Genomic DNA, 18,261 nt, shown 5'->3' on the forward strand with positions numbered 1-18,261 from the left:
CCAGAGCCCGGCACTACGTGTCGGTCACCGCATCGCGTTGGACATGCGTCGATCAACACCGCATCGCGGTGGACCGGCGTTGATGACCATGTCACGCAGGTCCCGTAGAGCCGGGCTCTGCCCGGCTGCTCGCCGATCCGCCCCCGCACCTCCCGCCCGCGCGCGCGGCCTGTACCGCGCCAGCGCCTGTTGCCGGGCAGAGCCCGGCACTACGTGTCGGTTACCGCATCGCGTTGGACATGCGTCGATCATCGCACCGCACCTTGTAGAGCCGGGCTCTGCCCGGCTGCTCGCCGATCCGCCCCCGTAGCTCCCGCCCGCGCACGCGGCCTGTACCGCGCAAGCGCCCGTTGCCGGGCAGAGCCCGGCACTACGGGGTGTCGATGTCTTCGATCGGTTTCAGAACGCCGAAATGCTCTGTGTGCAGCTTGCCTTTCAGCGGTGGCAGTGCCAGCACGGGCTCGTCCACGCGGGTGTCGGGCAGGCGGTCCAGCAGATTGCGGATCAATCCCAGCCGCCCGCGCTTCTGGTCATTGAAATCAACCAGCGTCCAGGGCGCTGCTTCGCGGTGGGTGGCGCGCAGCATCGCTTCGCGCGCTTCGGTGTAGGCGCTGTACTTGCTGCGCGACTTCAGGTCCACCGGTGACAGTTTCCAGCCCTTGAGCGGATCGAGGTGGCGCTCGGCGAAACGCTTCTCCTGCTGCGCCTGGTCCACCGTCAGCCAGTACTTGAACAGCAGGATGCCGTCGTCCACCAGCAGCGTTTCGAACACCGGCGTCTGCGCCAGAAACGCGCGGTACTGCGCTTCGGTGCAGTAGCCCATCACATGCTCGACGCCGGCGCGGTTGTACCAGCTGCGATCCATCAGCACGATCTCGCCAGCGGCCGGCAGATGCGACACGTAGCGCTGGAAATACCATTGGGTGCTTTCGCGGTCGGTGGGCTTGGGCAGTGCCACTACCCTGCATTGGCGGGGATTGAGGTGTTCGGCGATCGCCTGGATCGCGCCGCCCTTCCCGGCGGTGTCGCGGCCTTCGAACAGCACGAGCACGCGCTGGCCGGTGTGCTGCACCCAGCGCGCCATTGCCGCGAGTTCCAACTGCATCGGTTCCAGCTGTTCCTGGTATGCCTTGCGCTTGAGCTTGCCCATCCGCCGCCCCGGTTCTGTCGTGGAGGCTCGAGCCTAGCGCATGGCCGGATCAGGGCGTGTGTGCGCCCTGCCAGCCGCGCTCGTGCGCCATGCCCTCGACCGCAGCAGTGAAATCGACGGCGAACGCCGCCATGTCGAACAGCCCGCTGCGCGTCCGTTGCACGGCCAGTTCGGCGCGCAGCGCCTGCAGCGCCGGGGCATCGTTGCCGAGCCGGATTGCCGTGGCGATGAAGGCACGGTCATCGGCAGCATTCATCCGGGTGAGTCCCAGATGGTGATTGAGGCTGCCGGCCACGCGCGCGGCAAACGTGGTGCCCGGGCAGGTCAGTACGGGGCAGCCGGCCCACAGCGCGTCGGAGGCGGTGGTGTGGGCGTTGTAGGGGTGTGTATCAAGGAACAGATCAGCGTGCTGGTACCGGGCCAGGTACTCGGCGTGGGGCAGGCGCGGCATGAACACCAGGCGCGCCGGCTCCAGCCCTGCCTGGCGGGCCGCCGCACGGAGCCGCGCATCGGCGTTGCCCGGGCCGGACAACAGCCACAGCACGCTGCCCGGTACGCCCTGCAGGACCGCGAACAGGCGCTGCATGCTGCGCGGGGTGAGCTTGTAGCTGTTGTTGAAACAGCACAGCACCACCCCCTGCGCCGGCAGGCCGCAGGCGACGCGCGACGGTGGCGTCGCAACCTCGCGCGTGTTGTCCGACGGCTGGAACGCGCGTGGCAGGCGCCAGATGCGCTCGCTGAAGGCCGATGCCAGCGCATCTGGCAGCACGAAGGCATCGGCCAGCACGTGGTCGATCCACGGCGCCCCGGACGTGCCCGGATACGCCAGCCAATTCACCTGTATCGGTGCCGGACGCATCGCCAGCACCTGCGGCGTGCCGCCGCCGCCCCAGCCGCGCAGGTCGAACAGCACATCGATGCCGGCGTCGCGGATGCGCGCGGCAACACGGTCGTGCGGCTGTCCGCCCACCTCGTGCAGCACGCTGGCCGCCGCCTGGAGGCGGACGCGGATGTCGCTGCCGTCATCGCCGTTGAGCGCGAACAGATGCAGGTCCAGCCGATCGGCGAGGGCCAGCTGCTCGAACAGGGCCACCGTCAGCAGCCCGGTCGGATGCGCGCCGAAGCCATTGGAGAGAAAGCCGACGCGGAGTCTTCCGTGGTCCCGCACGGTTGTCGGGGGCAGGGCGGGCAGATCCGTCCCGATCGCTGCCGCGCGTTGCCGCGCACAGGTCAGCTGCTCGGTGGCGCTGGCATCTTCACTGAGGAAGGCGAACGGCTCGACCACCGCCTGGCCTTGCGCCACGGCCCGACGGACCAGCGCCGACAGCCGGTCCAGATCGCGCCAGTCGCACAGGCGGCGCTGCCAGTTGAGCAGTTGCGCGGTGATGTAGGGCTCACCCGGCAGCAGCCGGTGCGCATGGCGATAGGCATCGGCGGCGGCCTCGGGCTGGCCGGCATCCTCCAGCGCATGGCCGAGCCACAGGGCGATGCCGGGATGCTGCGGTACCTGCTCAGCCGCACGGCGCAGCAGGACGGCTGCGTCGCCGGGCTGGCCCTGCATCCAGCGGGCACGCCCGAGCCGGGCCAGGGCTTCGGGATGATCGTCGCGCAACTGCAGCGCCTGCGTGGCGGCGGCCGCGCCACGGGCGACGTCGCCGGCTTCCAGTTCGGCGTCTGCCAGCATGACCCACGCGATGAAGTCGCTCGGCTGGCGCTGCACGGCCTCGCGCAGCTGCCGGCGTTCCTGGTCCGGTGCGCCCACGCTCAGGGTCCGGCAGCCAGCTGCGCCAGTTCGTCGGCCTGATGTTCGTGTATCAGCCGTTCGACCAGCGGATCGAGCTCGCCGGCAATGATGTTGGGCAGGTCGTACAGCGTCAGTCCTTCCACGCGGTGGTCGGTGATCCGGCCCTGCGGGAAGCTGTAGGTGCGGATGCGCTGGCTGCGGTCGCCGCTGCCCACCTGCAGGCGGCGGCTCTCGGCGGTGGCGGCGGCCTGCCGGCTGCGTTCGGCGTCGAGCAGCTGCGCCTTCAGGCGCTTCATGGCCTTGTCGCGGTTGGCATGCTGGCTGCGCTCGGTCTGGCACTCCACCACCACGCCGGTCGGCAGGTGGGTGATGCGGATCGCCGATTCGGTCTTGTTGACGTGCTGGCCGCCGGCGCCGGACGAGCGGAACGTATCCACCCGCAGGTCGGCCGGGTTGATCGTCACTTCGTCCACATCGTCGGCTTCGGGAATGATCGCCACCGTGGCCGCCGAGGTGTGGATGCGTCCCTGCGATTCGGTCGCCGGCACGCGCTGCACGCGGTGCGTGCCCGATTCGAACTTCAGCTTCGAGTAGGCACCGCGACCGACCACCCGGGCCACGATTTCCTTGTAGCCGCCATGTTCGCCGGGGCTGTCCGATTCGACCTCCACCTTCCAGCCCTGGCGCTCGGCATAACGCGCGTACATCCGGAACAGGTCGCCGGCGAAGATCGCCGCCTCGTCGCCGCCGGTGCCGGCGCGTACTTCCAGGAACAGGTTGCCGTCGTCGCGCGGGTCGCGCGGCACCAGCAGCAGCGCCAGGTCCTGGTCAAGCTGTTCCAGGCGTTGCTGGGCCGCAGTGATTTCCTCTTCGGCCAGCTCGCGCAGGTCCGGCTCGGCGCGCATCGCCTCGGCGGCGGCCAGGTCGGCCTTGGCCCGAGCTTCGTCGGCCAGTGCGGTGGCGATCGGCTGCAGCTGCGAGAACTCGCGCGAGAACGCGCGGAAGCGTTCGTTGTCGCCGACCACACCCGGATCGGCAAGCAGGCGTTCAAGTTCTTCGCGGCGCTCGGCCAGCGCTTCCAGCTTACGGCGCAGGGTCGGCGTCATCATTCCTCACAACAGGGTGCTGGTAGCCGGGCTTGGCCGGGAACAGGCGCTCGGCGGCGCGGGTCAGTTCAGTATCGCCGCTCAACGCCGCCGCGCGCAGCGCGGCCGTTGGCGGGTGCAGCAGGCGGTTGGTCAAGCCGTGCGCGAGCAGTTCCAGTACGTCCTCGGCCGGCTTGCCGTTGGCCAGCTGCTGTCGGGCTTTTTCCAGCATCTCCGTCCGCGTCGCATCGCCGTAGGCGCGCAGCTGCAGCAGCGGCGCCTGGTGCGCGCCGGCGTGGAGGGTCTCCACGAACCGGGCAACCTGCAGGTCGATGATCGCCTCGGCCTCGGCGGCGGCTTCGCGGCGGCTGCGGCGATTGTCCTCGACCGCCCGCTCAAGATCGTCCACGGTGTACAGGAAGGCATCGCTGAGGTCGCCCACGCCCGATTCGATATCGCGCGGCACAGCCAGGTCGAACAGCAGCATCGGCTTGTGCCGGCGCGCCCGCAGCGCGGCGGCGACATGTGCCTTGGCGATCACCGGCTCGCGCGCGGCGGTGGCCGAAAACACCACGTCGGCCTCGCCGAGGTGGCGCTCCAGCTCGGTCAGGGGCAGGGCGACGCCGCCGTGGCGGCTGGCCAGGTCCTGGGCGTGGGCGAGGGTGCGGTTGGCGATCAGCAGCCGGCGCACGCGCCCCTCGCTGAGATGCCGCGCCGCCAGCTCGATGGTCTCGCCGGCGCCAACCAGCAGCACGGTGGAATCTTCCAGCCGGGCGAACGAGTTCTGCGCCAGGCGCACCGCCGTGGAGGCCACCGACACCGGATTGGCGCCGACGCGGGTATCGGTACGGGCCCGCTTGGCCACCGAGAAGGTCTGCTGGAACAGGCGGTCCAGGCGCTGGCCGAGCAGCCCGTGATCGCGCGAGGTGGCCCAGGCGTCCTTCACCTGGCCCAAGATCTGCGGTTCGCCCAGCACCATGGAGTCCAACCCGGTCGCGACCCGGAACAGGTGGCGTACGGCGTCCGCATCGGCATGCTGGTACAGGTAACCCTGGAGCTGGCCGGCGTGCGCCTCCAGCCAGTCGGCCAGGGCCTGTCCGGACTCGGCGATGGCATACAGCTCGGTGCGGTTGCAGGTGGACAGCAGCACCGCTTCGGCCACCTGCGGGGTGTCACGCAGCGAGGCGAGCGCCCGCGGCAGCGCATCGCCGCCAAAGGACGCGCGTTCGCGCAGTTCCACTGGCGCGGTCTGGTGGTTCAGTCCGAGCACCCACAGGGTCATTGTTCAGTTGCTTGCGATAAGCTGCTGGCCATTCAAGTCGTCATTTTAAGGCTCAGATGCCCCCGATGCCCGCATTGATTCGCATCTCCAGCGTTCTGCTGCTGTCTTTGTTCACCGCCAACGCCCTGGCAGCCCGTCCTGCCACGGTTCCGGCGGGCAGGGACCGCGCCGCCGAGCCTGCCTCGCTGACCCCGGTCCTGGCCGGCGAATTCGCCCTCCAGGCCGGCAAACTGGAGGACGCCGCGCGCTGGTATCTGGATGCAGCCGAGGCCGGCCGTGACGACGCCGGGCTGGCCGAGCGCGCCACGCGCATCGCCATGCTGGCCAACGATGATGTCCGTGCCGCCCGGGCGCTGAAGCTGTGGGAGGCGCGCGCGCCGCGCTCGCTGGCCATGCGCAGCAGTGCTGCGGCCCTGGCCATGCGCCAGAACCAGGTGAAGACCGCCCAGGCCGAACTGGTGGCGATACTGCGCGATCCGGATCCGCAGGGCTGGAAGTTCGCCATCGCCGCCCTGGTGGGGGGCGGCCGCGATCCGGCCGTGCCGGCCCAGGTGCTGGACGGGCTGGTGGACGCCAACGCGATCCCCGACACCCTGGAGGCCTGGCAGGAGTTTGGTCGCCTGGCCCTGCGCATGGACAAGCCCGAATTGGCCCGACGCATGGTCGATGAAGTGGTCCGCCGCTTCCCCGATGAGCCGCGCGTGGCCCTGCTGCATGCCAGCCAGTTGAGCCAGTCCGGCAAGACCGACGAGGCGCTGGCGCTGTTGCGCGGCGTGGAGCCCAGGACCACACAGGACCCGGAACTGCGCAACGCGGTGGCGATCACCTACGACGCGATGGGCGAATCCAGGGCCGCCGAGCGCGTGCTGTCAGTGGGCCCGCAGGACGTGCAGACCTACGGCATGCGCGCCTCGCTGCTGGCCAAGCAGAACGACACCGCAGCGCTGCTGGCGCTGTACACCGAACTGTCCGGCAAGGCGACCAAGCCCGATCCGGCCCAGCGCCTGCTGCTCGGCAAGATTGCCGAGTACCTCAAGCGTCCGGCCGAAGCGGTGGAGTGGTACCACGGTGTGCCTGGTGGTCCGGAACGCGACGAAGCCCGCCTGCGCGCCGCCAACGCCCAGTACGAACTGGGCCGCACCGACAAGGCGCTGGCTGAAGTACATGCGATCCAGTCCGACGCGACCGTCGATGACGAAGCGCGTCGCGACGCCTACCTGCTCGAAGCGGAGCTGCGCCAGCGCGGCAACGACGATGCCGGCGAACTGGATGCACTCGGCCGCGGCCTGGCCGCCTATCCCGACGAGAACGCCTTGCTGTATGCCCGCGCGCTGGCCTGGGAGCGCCGCGACGACATCGCGCGCGCCGAGGCCGACCTGCGCAAGGTGCTGGTGACCGATCCGGAAAACGTGGCCGCGCTCAATGCGCTGGGCTACACCCTGGCCGATCGCACCCAGCGCTACCAGGAGGCCTTGGAACTGATCGACCGCGCCCGCGTGGCCGAGCCGGACAACGCCGCCATCGTCGACAGCTACGGCTGGGTGCTCTACCGCCTGGGGCGCAACGAGCAGGCGCTGGTGCAGCTGCGCCGCGCCTGGAGCCTGGCCAAGGATGCCGAGATCGCCGCCCATGTCGGCGAAGTGCTGTGGGTGCTCGGCCGCAAGGACGAGGCCCGTCAGTTCTTCGACGAAGCCCGCAAGCTGGACCCTGACAACCGCGCCCTGCAGCGCGTGATCGAGAAATACGGCGTATGAACCTGAAGTTCCTGAAATCTGCCGCGGCCCTTGTCGCGGCCCTCTCGCTGTCGGCGTGCGTGTCGCTGGACGAGCGCAAGGCCCCGTCGGCGCCGGCGGTGGTGACCACGGTGTCGGTCGAAGCGCAGCAGGCAGAAAGCGATCGCGTCGCCGCTGTCCGGGCGCAGCCGCAGTGGGCGTTCCAGGGCCGGGTAGCCATCAACAAGGGCCGCAACGGCGGCAATGGCCGCATCGACTGGCAGCAGCAGGCCCGCCAGTACGTGGTCGAGCTGAGCGCGCCGGTGACCCGCCAGAGCTGGAAACTGACCGGCGATACCCGGCACGCCGGCGGGCGGCTGGAAGGGCTGGACGGCGGACCGCGCCAGGGTGACGACGCCCAGCAGGTGCTGCTGGAGGCGACGGGCTGGGACATTCCGGTCAACCAGCTGCCCGACTGGGTGCGTGGCCTGGTGGCCGACGCGGCGGGCCCGGCCGAGCAGGTCGAGCGCGATGGCGACGGCCGCCCGCGTCGCGTGCAGCAGATGGGCTGGCAGATCCAGTACCTGGACTGGTACCCGGCCGAGGGCGATCGCCCGGTGCTGCCGCGGCGCATCGAAGCGGTCAACGGCGACGCCAAAGTGCGCCTGGTGGTCGACAGCTGGGTGGTCGGCACCCCATGAGCGCGCCGGACCTGAACGCAGGCTGGTCGCACTGGCCGGCCCCGGCCAAGCTGAACCTGTTCCTGCACATCACCGGTCGTCGTGCTGACGGTTATCACCAGCTGCAGACCGTGTTCCGCCTGCTCGACTGGGGCGACCGGCTGCGCCTGCGGGTACGCGAGGATGGCCAGGTGCGTCGTGACGGGCCATCGGTGGCGGGCGTGGCCGAGACCGACGACCTTGCCGTGCGCGCGGCGTTGTTGCTCAAACGTGCGACCAACAGCTCTCAAGGTGCGGATATCGGCATCGAAAAGCGCATTCCGGCAGGCGGTGGCTTCGGCGGCGGTTCGTCCGATGCGGCCACCGTGCTGGTGGCCCTGAACCGCTTGTGGAGGGCGGGTCTGGACGTGGATGCGCTGGCCGCGCTGGGCCTGCAGCTTGGTGCGGATGTGCCGGTGTTTGTGCGCGGCCACAATGCCTGGGCGGAGGGAGTGGGGGAGCAGTTGACCCCGATGGACCTGCCGCCGGCCTGGTATGTGCTTGCCGATCCGGGCGTTCACGTCCCGACGGCTGCGCTTTTTGCATCACCCGATTTGACGCGCGATGCCCCAGTGGCGAAAATAGAGGACTTCGCTTCCGGGTCTTTGCTCGGGAATGCGTTCGAGCCGGTCCTGCGCCGTCACGAGCCTGCCGTAGAGGCGGCGCTGGTGGCGTTGAGCAGTATCGGCCGGGCACGACTCACCGGGTCGGGAAGCGGTTGTTTCGTCGAGTTCACCACGCGCGCTGCCGCCGAGCAGGCGTTGGCGGAGTTGCCGGAAGGACTGCGGGCATGGGTGGCTGCGGGCGTGGAGCGCTCGCCACTGCTTGATGTACTCGAGCGTTATTGATTTTTGATGCAGGGGCGTCGCCAAGAGGCCCAAGGCACCAGGTTTTGATCCTGGCATTCGGAGGTTCGAATCCTCCCGCCCCTGCCACTTGCGGATGTTTTGCCGCGAACCCTTGCGCACGCGATCTGCGCGGGCGCGGTCGAACCTCCGCAGTGTCGTCACCGCCGACGCCTCCGGGTGCCTGCGGCAGAGTTCTCCGCCAATCGCTCCCGCCCGAGACCGTCCCATGATGCAAGAATCCCCCAACCTGCTGGTATTTTCCGGCAACGCCAACAAGCGCCTTGCGCAGAGCATCTGCAAGGAACTGGGGGTGCGACCGGGCAAGGCACTGGTCTCGCGCTTCTCCGATGGTGAAGTGCAGGTGGAAATCGAAGAGAACGTCCGCAAGCAGGACGTCTTCGTGATCCAGCCGACCTGTGCCCCCAGCGCCGAGAACCTGATGGAGCTGCTGGTCCTGATCGATGCGCTCAAGCGCGCCTCGGTCAACAGCGTCACTGCGGTGGTGCCGTACTTCGGCTACTCGCGCCAGGATCGCCGCATGCGCTCCTCGCGCGTGCCGATCACGGCCAAGGTCGCCGCCAAGATGTTCAGCGCCGTGGGGGCCGACCGGGTCCTGACGGTGGACCTGCATGCCGACCAGATCCAGGGTTTCTTCGACATGCCGGTCGACAACGTGTATGCCTCGCCGCTGCTGCTCGCCGATATCTGGCGTGCCTACGGCACTGAAAACCTGATCGTGGTGTCCCCGGACGTGGGCGGTGTGGTGCGTGCGCGCGCCGTCGCCAAGCGCCTGGACGATGCCGACCTGGCGATCATCGACAAGCGCCGTCCGCGCGCCAACGTCTCCACCGTGATGAACATCATCGGTGACGTCGAAGGCAAGACCTGCGTGATGGTCGATGACATCGTCGATACCGCCGGCACCCTGTGTGCGGCCGCTGCTGCCCTGAAGGCGCGCGGCGCCCTCAAGGTCGCCGCGTACTGCACCCACGCCGTGCTTTCGGGCCCGGCGGTGGACAACATCAACAACTCCCAGCTCGATGAGCTGGTGGTGACCGACACCATTCCGCTCAATGAAGCGGCGCGGGTGTGCAGCAAGATCCGTCAGCTCAGCGTGGCGGAGATGCTGGCCGAAACGATGCGCCGCATCGCCTTCGGCGAGTCCGTCAGCTCGCTGTACGTGGATTGATGCTGTCGCAATGAAATCTCCGGCTGCCGGCAACGGCAGTCGGGTCCTGGGTACGTCTGGTCGCGGACGTACCTTCAACCGCCACGCCTTCGGGCAAGGCAACTACTGGTAGTGCAAACATGTCGAAGACTCATGAAATCAAGGTCACCGCTCGTGACGTGCAGGGCAAGGGTGCGAGCCGCCGCCTGCGTCACGCCGGCGTGATCCCGGCCGTTGTGTACGGCGGCGGCGCCGCTCCGATCAACATCAACCTGGACCACAACCAGATCTGGCTGGCCCAGCAGAACGAGTGGTTCTACTCCTCGATCCTGGACCTGAACCTGGACGGCCAGGTCACCAAGGTGCTGCTGCGTGACATGCAGCGCCACCCGTTCAAGCAGCTGATCATCCACCTGGATTTCCTGCGCGTGAACGAGAACGAGGCCCTGACCGCCAACGTCCCGCTGCACTTCATCAACGAAGACACCTCGCCGGCTGGCAAGGCTGCCGACGTCGTGGTCACCCACGAACTGAAGGAAGTGACCATCTCCTGCCTGCCGAAGGACCTGCCGGAATCGATCGACGTCGACCTGGCCGACCTGAAGGCCGGTGACGTGATCTACCTGTCGGACATCAAGCTGCCGAAGGGCGTCGAGATCCCGGCCCTGGCCCAGGGCAAGGACCACGACGACGCGATCGTCACCGCCAAGCACGGCAAGGAAGACGTTGCCGACGAAGCGCCGGCCGCAGAGTAAGTGGTTGCGGCGCCTGTCCTTCGGGGCAGGCGCCGTTTCTGTATGTGCCGGCACAGGGTCGGTACCGACGAAGAAGAGTGATGACAGGATTGCGATTGATCGTTGGTCTGGGCAACCCCGGACCCGAGCACGCCCAGACCCGGCACAACGCCGGGTTTCGTTTCATTGACGCCCTGGTCGAACAGGCCGGCGCGCGCTGGAGCGTGGACAGCAAGCTGTTCGGCGAGACCGCCAAGGTCGACATCGCCGGGCAACCGGTGTGGCTGCTCAAGCCCGCCACCTTCATGAACCTCAGCGGCAAGTCGGTTACCGCTGCGCAGCGCTTCTGGAAGATCGAGCCCGAAGAAACCCTGCTGGCGCACGATGAGCTGGACCTCCCGCCCGGCGTGGCACGGCTCAAGTTCGATGGCGGTCACGGCGGCCAGAACGGACTGCGCGACACCATCCGTCTGCTGGGGCATGGCAGATTCCACCGCCTGCGTATCGGCATCGGCCATCCCGGTCACAAGGACCGCGTGGTTCCGTGGGTGCTCGGCCGCGCCGGCAAGGATGACGACGTGTTGATCGGCCATGCCATCAACGACGCCATCGACGTGCTGCCGCTGGCCGTAAAGGGCGACTACAGCGAGGCCATGAAACGCCTGCATACCCCGAAATGATCGCCCGGTAGGCACGCAGCAATCCGGTAGGTACCGACCGTTGGTCGGTACGGAAAATGATCGGTAAAACGGTGCCCGGCAGCGCGCCCTTTTACCAATCACTTTCACCCCAGAGGTTGTCAAAGATGGGTATCAAATGCGGCATCGTCGGTCTGCCCAACGTCGGCAAATCGACCCTGTTCAATGCGCTGACCAAGGCGGGCATCGCGGCGGCCAACTTCCCGTTCTGCACGATCGAACCGAACGTCGGCATCGTGCCGGTACCGGATCCGCGCCTGAACGAATTGGCGGCGATCATCAACCCGCAGAAGGTCATCCCGACCGCCGTGGAGTTCGTCGACATCGCCGGCTTGGTCGCCGGTGCCGCCAGTGGTGAAGGCCTGGGCAACAAGTTCCTGGCCCACATCCGCGAAGTGGATGCGATCACCCACGTCGTGCGCTGCTTCGAGAACGCCGACGTCATCCACGTCAACAACAAGGTCGACCCGATCTCGGACATCGACACCATCGACACCGAGCTGGCCCTGGCCGATCTGGACAGCGTCGAGAAGGCGTTGAACCGTGCCGAGCGCGCGGCCAAGGGCGGCGACAAGGACGCGGCTGCCCGCAAGCCGGTGCTGGCCAAGCTGCAGGCCGCGCTGTCCGACGGCAAGGCCGGCCGCACTGCCGGCCTGGACGAGGAAGAGAAGGCGCTGGTCCGCGATCTGTTCCTGCTCACCCTCAAGCCGGTGATGTACATCGCCAACGTGCTGGAAGACGGCTTCGAGAACAACCCGCACCTGGACGCCGTGCGCGCCCGCGCTGCCGAAGAAGGCGCACAGGTGGTGCCGGTCTCGGCCGCCATCGAAGAAGAGCTGTCCCAGCTCGACGACGACGACCGCGACACCTTCCTGGCCGACCTGGGCCTGTCCGAGCCGGGCTTGAACCGCGTCATCAACGCCGCCTACAACCTGCTCGGCCTGCAGACCTATTTCACCGCAGGCGTGAAGGAAGTCCGCGCGTGGACCGTGCGCAAGGGCGCCACCGCACCGCAGGCGGCCGCCGTCATCCACACCGACTTCGAGAAGGGCTTCATCCGCGCCGAAACCATCGCGTATGACGACTTCATCAAGTACAAGGGCGAGGCCGGTGCGAAGGAAGCCGGCCGCCTGCGTCTGGAAGGCAAGGAATACCGCGTCCAGGAAGGCGACATCCTGCACTTCCGCTTCAACGTCTGATCGCATCTGCGTTGTACGCCCGCAAACGCCCCGCCTTGTGCGGGGCGTTTGCGTTTGCGGGTGGTGCCGGAGCAGCATGTGCCGACCATTGGCCGGCACGCTTTCTGTGCTGGACAATAATTGACCATCCGTGGAAACGCCTGCGGCGCAACGCTCGCACCAGCTTGTCCACAGCAAACCCCCACGGCTTTCCACGTGCCATGTGGAGAACCCCGTTCGGTGATGCGCTGGACGTGGCAAACCGGCGGGCGCCGGCCGCTGGTCGGCACGGAGCCCGGCCTGGACAATAATTGATCACCCTCCAGAACCGCTGCGCTGCAACGCTCACACAGGGTTGTCCACAACAAACTCCCACGGCTTTCCACGCCGCGTGTGGAAAACGTGTTCGACTGGACGGCGATCACGTCGCGCCAGCGCTGGACAATAATTGACCACACGTGGAAACGCCTGCGGCGCAACGCTCGCACCGGCTTGTCCACAGCAAACCCCCACGGCTCTCCACGTGTCATGTGGAAAACCCGCGCACGTTCTCCACTCGGGCCAGCGCCCCCAAAAAAAAGGACGGAGGCAGTGCCTCCGTCCTTCCTGCTGCGTCCCCTGGCAGGCGCCTTACAGCGGCGTACCGCCGAACTTGTGGGTGTACTGCAGGTTGATCGTGCGGCCGACGGTGTCGAACCAGGACACGTCGTAATACGGGTACGGGGTGTAGGTCGCGTCCTTGGGCGGCATCTTGTTGCCCACGTTGACCACCGACAGCGACAGGCGTGCGTGGTCGTCGAAGCGGTACTGCACCGACACGTTGTAGCGGTAGGTCGCGCCGATCCACGGGCTGTCGCCGCTGTCCGGATCGAAGCTCTGATCGTAGCTGTCGTAGGTGGGCAGCCTGCCCAGGCGCGAGCCGTACACGGTGGCCGACCAGGCGTCCTTTTCCCAGGTGATGCTGGCGCTGGTCTTGGTGCGCGGGATGTCGAAGCCGCTGTTGACCGCGAACTGGTCTTCGACCACGTCGCCGTCGAACTGCTGGAAATCGTGCGTCTTCACCCAGGTGTGGTTGCCACTGAGGGTGAAGTCGCCGATGGACGTCGGCAGGCGGTAGCGCAGGCCCACATCGATGCCGCGGGTGGTTTCGCGGGCGATGTTGATCGGGTTGACGTGCACGCCGTACAGGCGGCCGTCGCTGGTGCGGGTGACCCGGGCGATCGCATCCACGCAGGTCGGCGAGGTCGGGTCCGCGCCGCCCAGACGGCAGGCCGCCTCGTCGCGCAGGATGGTGCCCACGTCCATGTCCTGCACCTGGTCGCGCATATCGATGTCAAACCAGTCCACCGACAGATCCAGCCCGATGGCCGGCGACCACACGAAGCCGGCACTCCACGACGTGCTGGTTTCCGGGTCGAGCCTGCGATTGCCCTCGCGCGTGCGGATCAGGTCTTCCTCGTAGTCCGAGCAGTCGTCGGCCTGGTCCAGCTGGCAGGTGTAGTAGTCGTTGTTGCTGGTCTCGTCGTTGCCCGGCCCGGCGTACACGTAGTGCAGGTCCGGCGCGCGGAACGCCGTGCCGTAGGAGCCGCGCACCAGCAGCGTATCGATCGGGCGCCACTCGATGCCGCCACTCCAGGTCGCCTTGCCGATGCTGTTGCCCGAGTAGCGGTACTGGTCGTAGCGACCGGCCACGCTCACATTGAGCGTGTCGTGCAGCGGCAGGCGCAGTTCGGCGGCGGTGGCCCAGCGGTTGCGGCTGCCGTGGCCGTCGGAGTCCTTCCAGCTGTAGTAGTAGTACTGCGTGGCCAGCGGATCGGGGTTGAGGGCGTAGGACTGGTTGCCGAACTCCGCGGTGGCCGCAAAACCGGCCTTGCCGCCCGGCAGCTCGAACAGTTCGCCGTTGGTCAGCGTCAGGGCGGCGGTGTCGGTGCGCGACTTCGGCGTATAGGTCGTGCGCGCGGCAATCGAATCGTATTCGGCGCGGCTCAGCGGGCGGTAAAGACGTGCCGGGTCGGCGTTGAAGATCGGAAAGACGTTGTCGTCATCGTCGGTGTACTCGCCGAGCTGCTCGCCAAGGAACAGCGCGTTGGCCTTGGCCGCAACGATCTGCGGCCAGCGGATCGACGACTGGTACTGCGAATGGCTCAACGAGGCCTCGTAGTCCCACGCCCCGTTCAGGCTGCCTTTGAAGCCGGTGGTGACGCTGAAGGTCTTCTGCGTGCTGCGGATCATGCCGTTGCGCAGCCCGCCCATTTCTTCGGGCGAGAACTGGCGCTGCCAGAACTCGACCTGGTCGGTGGCCTGGTTGTAGAAGTAGCCGTCCTCATTGCCGTCGGCGGCCATGCGGCCCCACTGGGTCACATCGCGCATCAGCGCGATGTCGTGGTAGCCCATCTGCACGTCGGCAAACCAGCTGGCGCCATTGTCGAAGGCGTAGTTCAGCGACGCGTAGCCATTGGCGCCGCGACGCTTGCTCAGGATCGTGCCGTAGCCGATCGAGCGGTCGCTGCCGCAGTAGAAGCCGTAGCGCGCGCGTTCGGCGTAGTGGGTGCTGCCGTTGTTCTGGCCGGCCAGTGCATCGCAGGTGGCCTGGCCCGGGTCCAGGTAGTCGTCGTTCCAGTCGGTGCGCAGGTAGGCACGGCGCGCGGCGCGGGCGCTGTCGGTCGGCGCGTCCAGGGTGGAGTCCTGCTGCTCGCGCTCATAGGCCCACAGCGGTGTCTGCGACTGCAGTTCCAGGCTGTACACCGCGCTGAAGCGACCGGCGTCGAAGCCGCTGGCAATGCTCATGTCGAACGACTCGCCGCCGCCTTCGCTGGTCGTGCCCATGCGCACGTCCACCGTGGTGCCATCCACCCGCTTCTTGAGGATGAAGTTGACCACGCCGGCGATCGCGTCCGACCCGTAGATCGCCGAGGCGCTGCCGGTCAGTACTTCGATCCGCTCGATCATCCCGATCGGAATGTTGGAGACGTCGGTGAAGTTGCTGCGGCCCTGGAAGGGCATCGGGAAGTCGGCGATGCGGCGGCCGTTGACCAGCACCAGGGTGTGGTTGGGGCCGAGGCCGCGCAGATCGACCTGCTGCGCGCCGGGCGAAAAGTCCGCGCCGCTGGAGGACTGCTGGCTCTGGGTCTCACCGCCGTTCTGGGTCATGGAACGGAGCACGTCCGGCACGCTGGTGAAGCCGCTGGCCTGGATCTGCTCGGCGGTGATCACCGTGACCGGTGCGGGTCCTTCCACCTGCGCGCGCGGAATGCGCGAGCCGGTGACCTGCACCGTGTCCAGTTGCTGCACTCCGGGGGCGGCCGACTGGGCCGCCGCAGTCGCGGCCACACCCATCAACGCCAGCTGGATCGACCACGCCATCGCCTGTTTACGCATGAGAATTCTCGAGAAGAAAGTGTCGGCCTCGAGGGAGGCCTGTCCCCCATTCACATTTCGCGAATGGACGGCGCGCATTTAACGCCTTTTTCATGGGGTTGACCACTGCCATGTTCTCTGGCAAAGAGTGAAAGCGCTTACACCCCCGATCTGTTCAGGGAGATCAACGTGCACAAGGCTTTCCGCCGTTTCAGACCGCTCCTCTGGCTGCTGCTGGCTGTCCTGGCGCTGCCGGCCCAGGGCCAGTCGTCGCGCAGCCTGCAGGAGCCGGGCTACCGCTACTACGAGATCGGTGACCTGGACGCGCCGCGGGCCGCCCGGACCGAGCCGGCGATGATGCTCATGGGCGGCGGCGAGTGGGTGCCGGCCGCCTTCGCGTGGTGGCTGGAGCGCGCCGGCCACGGTCGGGTGGTGATCCTGCGCGCGTCGGGCGGCGATGAGCTCCAGGAGCGCCTCTACCGCGACATCGGCGGTGTGAGCACCGTCCAGACCCTGGTCTTCGACAGCCGCCGCGCCGCCGATGACCCCAATGTCCTGCAGGTGGTGGCCGCGGCCGATGCGATCTTCATCGCCGGTGGCGACCAGTCGCGCTACATCCGCTTCTGGAAGGGCACCGCCCTCAATGACGCCCTCAACGCCCATGTGCGCGCCGGCCGTCCCATCGCCGGCACCAGTGCCGGTCTGGCCATTCTCGGCGGCTACAGCTACGGAGCACTGGATGGCGGCAGCATCACTTCGGACCGGGCGCTGCAGGACCCGATGGGCAGTGCGGTGACGCTGGACAACGATTTCCTGACCATGCCGTACCTGTCGAACGTGGTCACCGACACCCATTTCGGCAAGCGTGACCGGCTCGGTCGCCTGATCGTCTTCGTCGCTCGTGCCGCGCGGGAGAGCGGGCGGCCGGACATGGTCGGCATCGGCGTGGACGAAGACACCGCCCTGTGCGTCGAGGCCGATGGTCGCGGCCGTGTGTTCAGCAACGACGACGGGTACGCCTGGCTGGTCATGCCGCGCCACACCGCCGACCGCCTGCGCGATGGCGAGCCGCTGGACTTCCACGCGATCCCCGTCACCGGTGTGGGCAGTGCCAGCCGTCTGCACCTGGACGGGTTCCGGGTCGACGATCCGGCGTTCCAGATCACCGCCGATATCCGCGACGGGGCCTTGGAACTGCAGCCCCGCTGACGCCATGATGGGGGTCTTGCCTGCCGGAGACCCTGTCATGACCCGCCGAACCGCGTTGCTGCTGTCGTTGTGCCTGTCGAGCCCGCTTGCATCGGCGGCCGAGCCTGTCCTGGTGATCCACGGTGGGGCAGGGGTCGAGCGCGGGGATCTGTCGCCCACCGAGGAAGCGGCGGCGCGCACGGCGCTGCGCCAGGCGCTTGTGAAGGGACACCAGGCACTCGCGGCGGGTCGCCCGGCGCTGGAGGCGGTCACCGCCGCGATCACGGTGCTGGAGGATGACCCCACCTTCAATGCCGGCAAGGGCGCCGTGTTCACCCATGACGGGCGCAACGAGCTGGACGCCTCGCTGATGGACGGCGCCACCCTCAAGGCCGGCGCCGTCGCGGGCGTGCACCGGGTACGCAATCCGATCCTGCTGGCCAACGCGGTGATGCAGCATTCCCCGCACGTGATGATGGTGGGCGAGGGCGCCGAGACCTTCGCCGCCACCCAGCACATCGCGCTGGTCGATCCGTCGTACTTCCGCACTGAAAAACGCTGGCAGCAGCTGCAGAAGGCACTCCGCGAGGACGCGGCCGGCCAGGCGCATGCCGATCTGGAGACCGCACGTCACTTCGGTACCGTCGGCGCCGTGGCGCTGGACGCCCAGGGCAGTCTGGCGGCGGGCACGTCCACCGGCGGCATGACCAACAAGCGCTATGGCCGGGTCGGCGATTCGCCGATCATCGGTGCCGGCACATACGCCAACGCGACCTGCGCGGTGTCGGGTACGGGCTGGGGCGAGTTCTACATCCGTACGGCGGCGGCCCACGACATCTGTGCGCGCATGCAGTACCTAAAGCAGGGCCCGGACGAGGCAGGGCGCGCGGTGATCAATGAGCGCATTCCCGCGCTCGGCGGCGATGGTGGCGCGATCGTGCTCTCGGCCGACGGTCGTGCCGCGACGCCGTTCAATACGCAGGGCATGTACCGGGGCTGGATCGGCGCCGACGGCGTGCCGCACGTGGCGATCTTTGCCGACGAACCACTGCCGCTGCCAGGCCAATAGCCTGCAATCGCAGGGCAATTCGAAATTCGTGTGAAAAAATTCAAAAAGGTTGTTGACAGAACCCTCGTTCACCCCCAAAATTCACGGCTCTTCCACCCCACACCGAAAACGCTTCGGCGCAACGGGACAGGGTGGTAAGGAGGGATACCCAAGCGGCCAACGGGGGCAGACTGTAAATCTGCTGGCTTACGCCTTCGGTGGTTCGAATCCACCTCCCTCCACCAGTTTCATGTTGTGGCAAGAGCTTCCGATGCGGGAGTAGTTCAATGGTAGAACCTCAGCCTTCCAAGCTGATGGTGCGGGTTCGATCCCCGTCTCCCGCTCCATTG

General features: G+C 67.6%; 14 protein-coding genes and 3 tRNA genes. 12 read left to right on the forward strand and 5 right to left on the reverse strand.

The features are described from left to right. Positions 1–370 precede the first annotated feature (370 nt). From ppk2 to hemA, 4 genes are read right to left on the reverse strand one after another with little or no spacing between them, the layout of a single operon-like run. The gene (ppk2, locus tag ACPEH8_RS18610) at positions 371–1,150 is read right to left on the reverse strand and encodes a polyphosphate kinase 2 (RefSeq protein WP_017356347.1); all 780 of its coding nucleotides are present in this window, start codon (positions 1,148–1,150) and stop codon (positions 371–373) included. A 49-nt stretch (positions 1,151–1,199) separates the two neighbouring features. Further along, a complete protein-coding gene (locus tag ACPEH8_RS18615; protein ID WP_313160826.1) occupies positions 1,200–2,912 on the reverse strand; it encodes a tetratricopeptide repeat protein in 1,713 nt (570 codons plus the stop codon). Positions 2,913–2,914: 2 nt separating this feature from the next. Then, a complete protein-coding gene (gene prfA / locus ACPEH8_RS18620; protein ID WP_017356349.1) occupies positions 2,915–4,000 on the reverse strand; it encodes a peptide chain release factor 1 in 1,086 nt (361 codons plus the stop codon). Continuing rightward, positions 3,978–5,261, reverse strand: a complete 1,284-nt coding sequence (gene hemA / locus ACPEH8_RS18625) for a glutamyl-tRNA reductase (protein WP_017356350.1) — start codon at positions 5,259–5,261, stop codon at positions 3,978–3,980. The genes prfA and hemA overlap by 23 nt, the downstream gene beginning before the upstream one ends. A gap of 65 nt (positions 5,262–5,326) precedes the next feature. Between hemA and ACPEH8_RS18630 the strand changes: the two genes are divergently transcribed. The 8 genes from ACPEH8_RS18630 to ychF all read left to right on the forward strand — a co-directional run bounded on the left by ACPEH8_RS18630 (position 5,327) and on the right by ychF (position 12,339). Beyond that, positions 5,327–7,015: a tetratricopeptide repeat protein gene (locus tag ACPEH8_RS18630; RefSeq protein WP_206147340.1), complete on the forward strand. Its 1,689-nt coding sequence runs from the start codon at positions 5,327–5,329 to the stop codon at positions 7,013–7,015. Further along, positions 7,012–7,674: a lipoprotein insertase outer membrane protein LolB gene (gene lolB / locus ACPEH8_RS18635; protein WP_423667776.1), complete on the forward strand. Its 663-nt coding sequence runs from the start codon at positions 7,012–7,014 to the stop codon at positions 7,672–7,674. The genes ACPEH8_RS18630 and lolB overlap by 4 nt, the downstream gene beginning before the upstream one ends. Then, positions 7,671–8,540: a 4-(cytidine 5'-diphospho)-2-C-methyl-D-erythritol kinase gene (gene ispE, locus ACPEH8_RS18640; protein WP_017356353.1), complete on the forward strand. Its 870-nt coding sequence runs from the start codon at positions 7,671–7,673 to the stop codon at positions 8,538–8,540. Before lolB ends, ispE begins: the two co-directional genes overlap by 4 nt. Positions 8,541–8,550: 10 nt before the next feature. Further along, a tRNA-Gln gene (locus ACPEH8_RS18645) sits at positions 8,551–8,627 on the forward strand. A 142-nt stretch (positions 8,628–8,769) separates the two neighbouring features. Further along, complete coding sequence (locus ACPEH8_RS18650; RefSeq protein ID WP_026070818.1) at positions 8,770–9,729, forward strand: ribose-phosphate diphosphokinase; 960 nt, start codon at positions 8,770–8,772, stop codon at positions 9,727–9,729. Positions 9,730–9,848: 119 nt separating this feature from the next. Beyond that, the gene (locus ACPEH8_RS18655; RefSeq protein WP_017356355.1) at positions 9,849–10,463 is read left to right on the forward strand and encodes a 50S ribosomal protein L25/general stress protein Ctc; all 615 of its coding nucleotides are present in this window, start codon (positions 9,849–9,851) and stop codon (positions 10,461–10,463) included. Between the two features lie 80 nt (positions 10,464–10,543). Beyond that, positions 10,544–11,122 carry an aminoacyl-tRNA hydrolase gene (pth, locus tag ACPEH8_RS18660; protein WP_017356356.1) on the forward strand — a complete coding sequence of 193 codons (579 nt, stop codon included), beginning with the start codon at positions 10,544–10,546 and terminating at the stop codon, positions 11,120–11,122. 125 nt (positions 11,123–11,247) lie between these two features. Next, on the forward strand, positions 11,248–12,339 hold the full coding sequence (gene ychF / locus ACPEH8_RS18665) for a redox-regulated ATPase YchF (RefSeq protein WP_017356357.1): 1,092 nt from the start codon (positions 11,248–11,250) through the stop codon (positions 12,337–12,339). A gap of 609 nt (positions 12,340–12,948) precedes the next feature. On the opposite strand, the gene ACPEH8_RS18670 is transcribed toward ychF, so the two are convergent. Next, on the reverse strand, positions 12,949–15,696 hold the full coding sequence (locus ACPEH8_RS18670; protein WP_153164876.1) for a TonB-dependent receptor plug domain-containing protein: 2,748 nt from the start codon (positions 15,694–15,696) through the stop codon (positions 12,949–12,951). Positions 15,697–15,864: 168 nt separating this feature from the next. On the opposite strand from ACPEH8_RS18670, the gene ACPEH8_RS18675 reads away from it, so the two are divergent. The 4 genes from ACPEH8_RS18675 to ACPEH8_RS18690 all read left to right on the forward strand — a co-directional run bounded on the left by ACPEH8_RS18675 (position 15,865) and on the right by ACPEH8_RS18690 (position 18,258). Beyond that, a complete protein-coding gene (locus ACPEH8_RS18675) occupies positions 15,865–16,884 on the forward strand; it encodes a cyanophycinase (RefSeq protein WP_423667779.1) in 1,020 nt (339 codons plus the stop codon). 37 nt (positions 16,885–16,921) lie between these two features. Beyond that, complete coding sequence (locus ACPEH8_RS18680) at positions 16,922–17,932, forward strand: isoaspartyl peptidase/L-asparaginase family protein (RefSeq protein ID WP_153164875.1); 1,011 nt, start codon at positions 16,922–16,924, stop codon at positions 17,930–17,932. 138 nt (positions 17,933–18,070) lie between these two features. After that, a tRNA-Tyr gene (locus ACPEH8_RS18685) sits at positions 18,071–18,156 on the forward strand. A 28-nt stretch (positions 18,157–18,184) separates the two neighbouring features. Then, positions 18,185–18,258, forward strand: a tRNA-Gly gene (locus ACPEH8_RS18690). Positions 18,259–18,261: the final 3 nt, after the last annotated feature.

It is taken from the genome of Stenotrophomonas sp. NPDC077461 (genome assembly GCF_049545475.1).
In the GTDB taxonomy this organism is placed as follows: domain Bacteria; phylum Pseudomonadota; class Gammaproteobacteria; order Xanthomonadales; family Xanthomonadaceae; genus Stenotrophomonas; species Stenotrophomonas nematodicola.

Excerpts from the sequence above, each read along its gene's own strand:
- ppk2 (WP_017356347.1), bottom strand. The coding sequence starts at position 1,150 with ATGGGCAAGCTCAAGCGCAAGGCATACCAGGAACAGCTGGAACCGATG.
- prfA (WP_017356349.1), bottom strand. The coding sequence starts at position 4,000 with ATGACGCCGACCCTGCGCCGTAAGCTGGAAGCGCTGGCCGAGCGCCGC.
- hemA (WP_017356350.1), bottom strand. The coding sequence starts at position 5,261 with ATGACCCTGTGGGTGCTCGGACTGAACCACCAGACCGCGCCAGTGGAA.
- ACPEH8_RS18630 (WP_206147340.1), top strand. The coding sequence starts at position 5,327 with ATGCCCGCATTGATTCGCATCTCCAGCGTTCTGCTGCTGTCTTTGTTC.
- lolB (WP_423667776.1), top strand. The coding sequence starts at position 7,012 with ATGAACCTGAAGTTCCTGAAATCTGCCGCGGCCCTTGTCGCGGCCCTC.
- ispE (WP_017356353.1), top strand. The coding sequence starts at position 7,671 with ATGAGCGCGCCGGACCTGAACGCAGGCTGGTCGCACTGGCCGGCCCCG.
- ACPEH8_RS18650 (WP_026070818.1), top strand. The coding sequence starts at position 8,770 with ATGCAAGAATCCCCCAACCTGCTGGTATTTTCCGGCAACGCCAACAAG.
- ACPEH8_RS18655 (WP_017356355.1), top strand. The coding sequence starts at position 9,849 with ATGTCGAAGACTCATGAAATCAAGGTCACCGCTCGTGACGTGCAGGGC.
- pth (WP_017356356.1), top strand. The coding sequence starts at position 10,544 with ATGACAGGATTGCGATTGATCGTTGGTCTGGGCAACCCCGGACCCGAG.
- ychF (WP_017356357.1), top strand. The coding sequence starts at position 11,248 with ATGGGTATCAAATGCGGCATCGTCGGTCTGCCCAACGTCGGCAAATCG.
- ACPEH8_RS18670 (WP_153164876.1), bottom strand. The coding sequence starts at position 15,696 with ATGCGTAAACAGGCGATGGCGTGGTCGATCCAGCTGGCGTTGATGGGT.
- ACPEH8_RS18680 (WP_153164875.1), top strand. The coding sequence starts at position 16,922 with ATGACCCGCCGAACCGCGTTGCTGCTGTCGTTGTGCCTGTCGAGCCCG.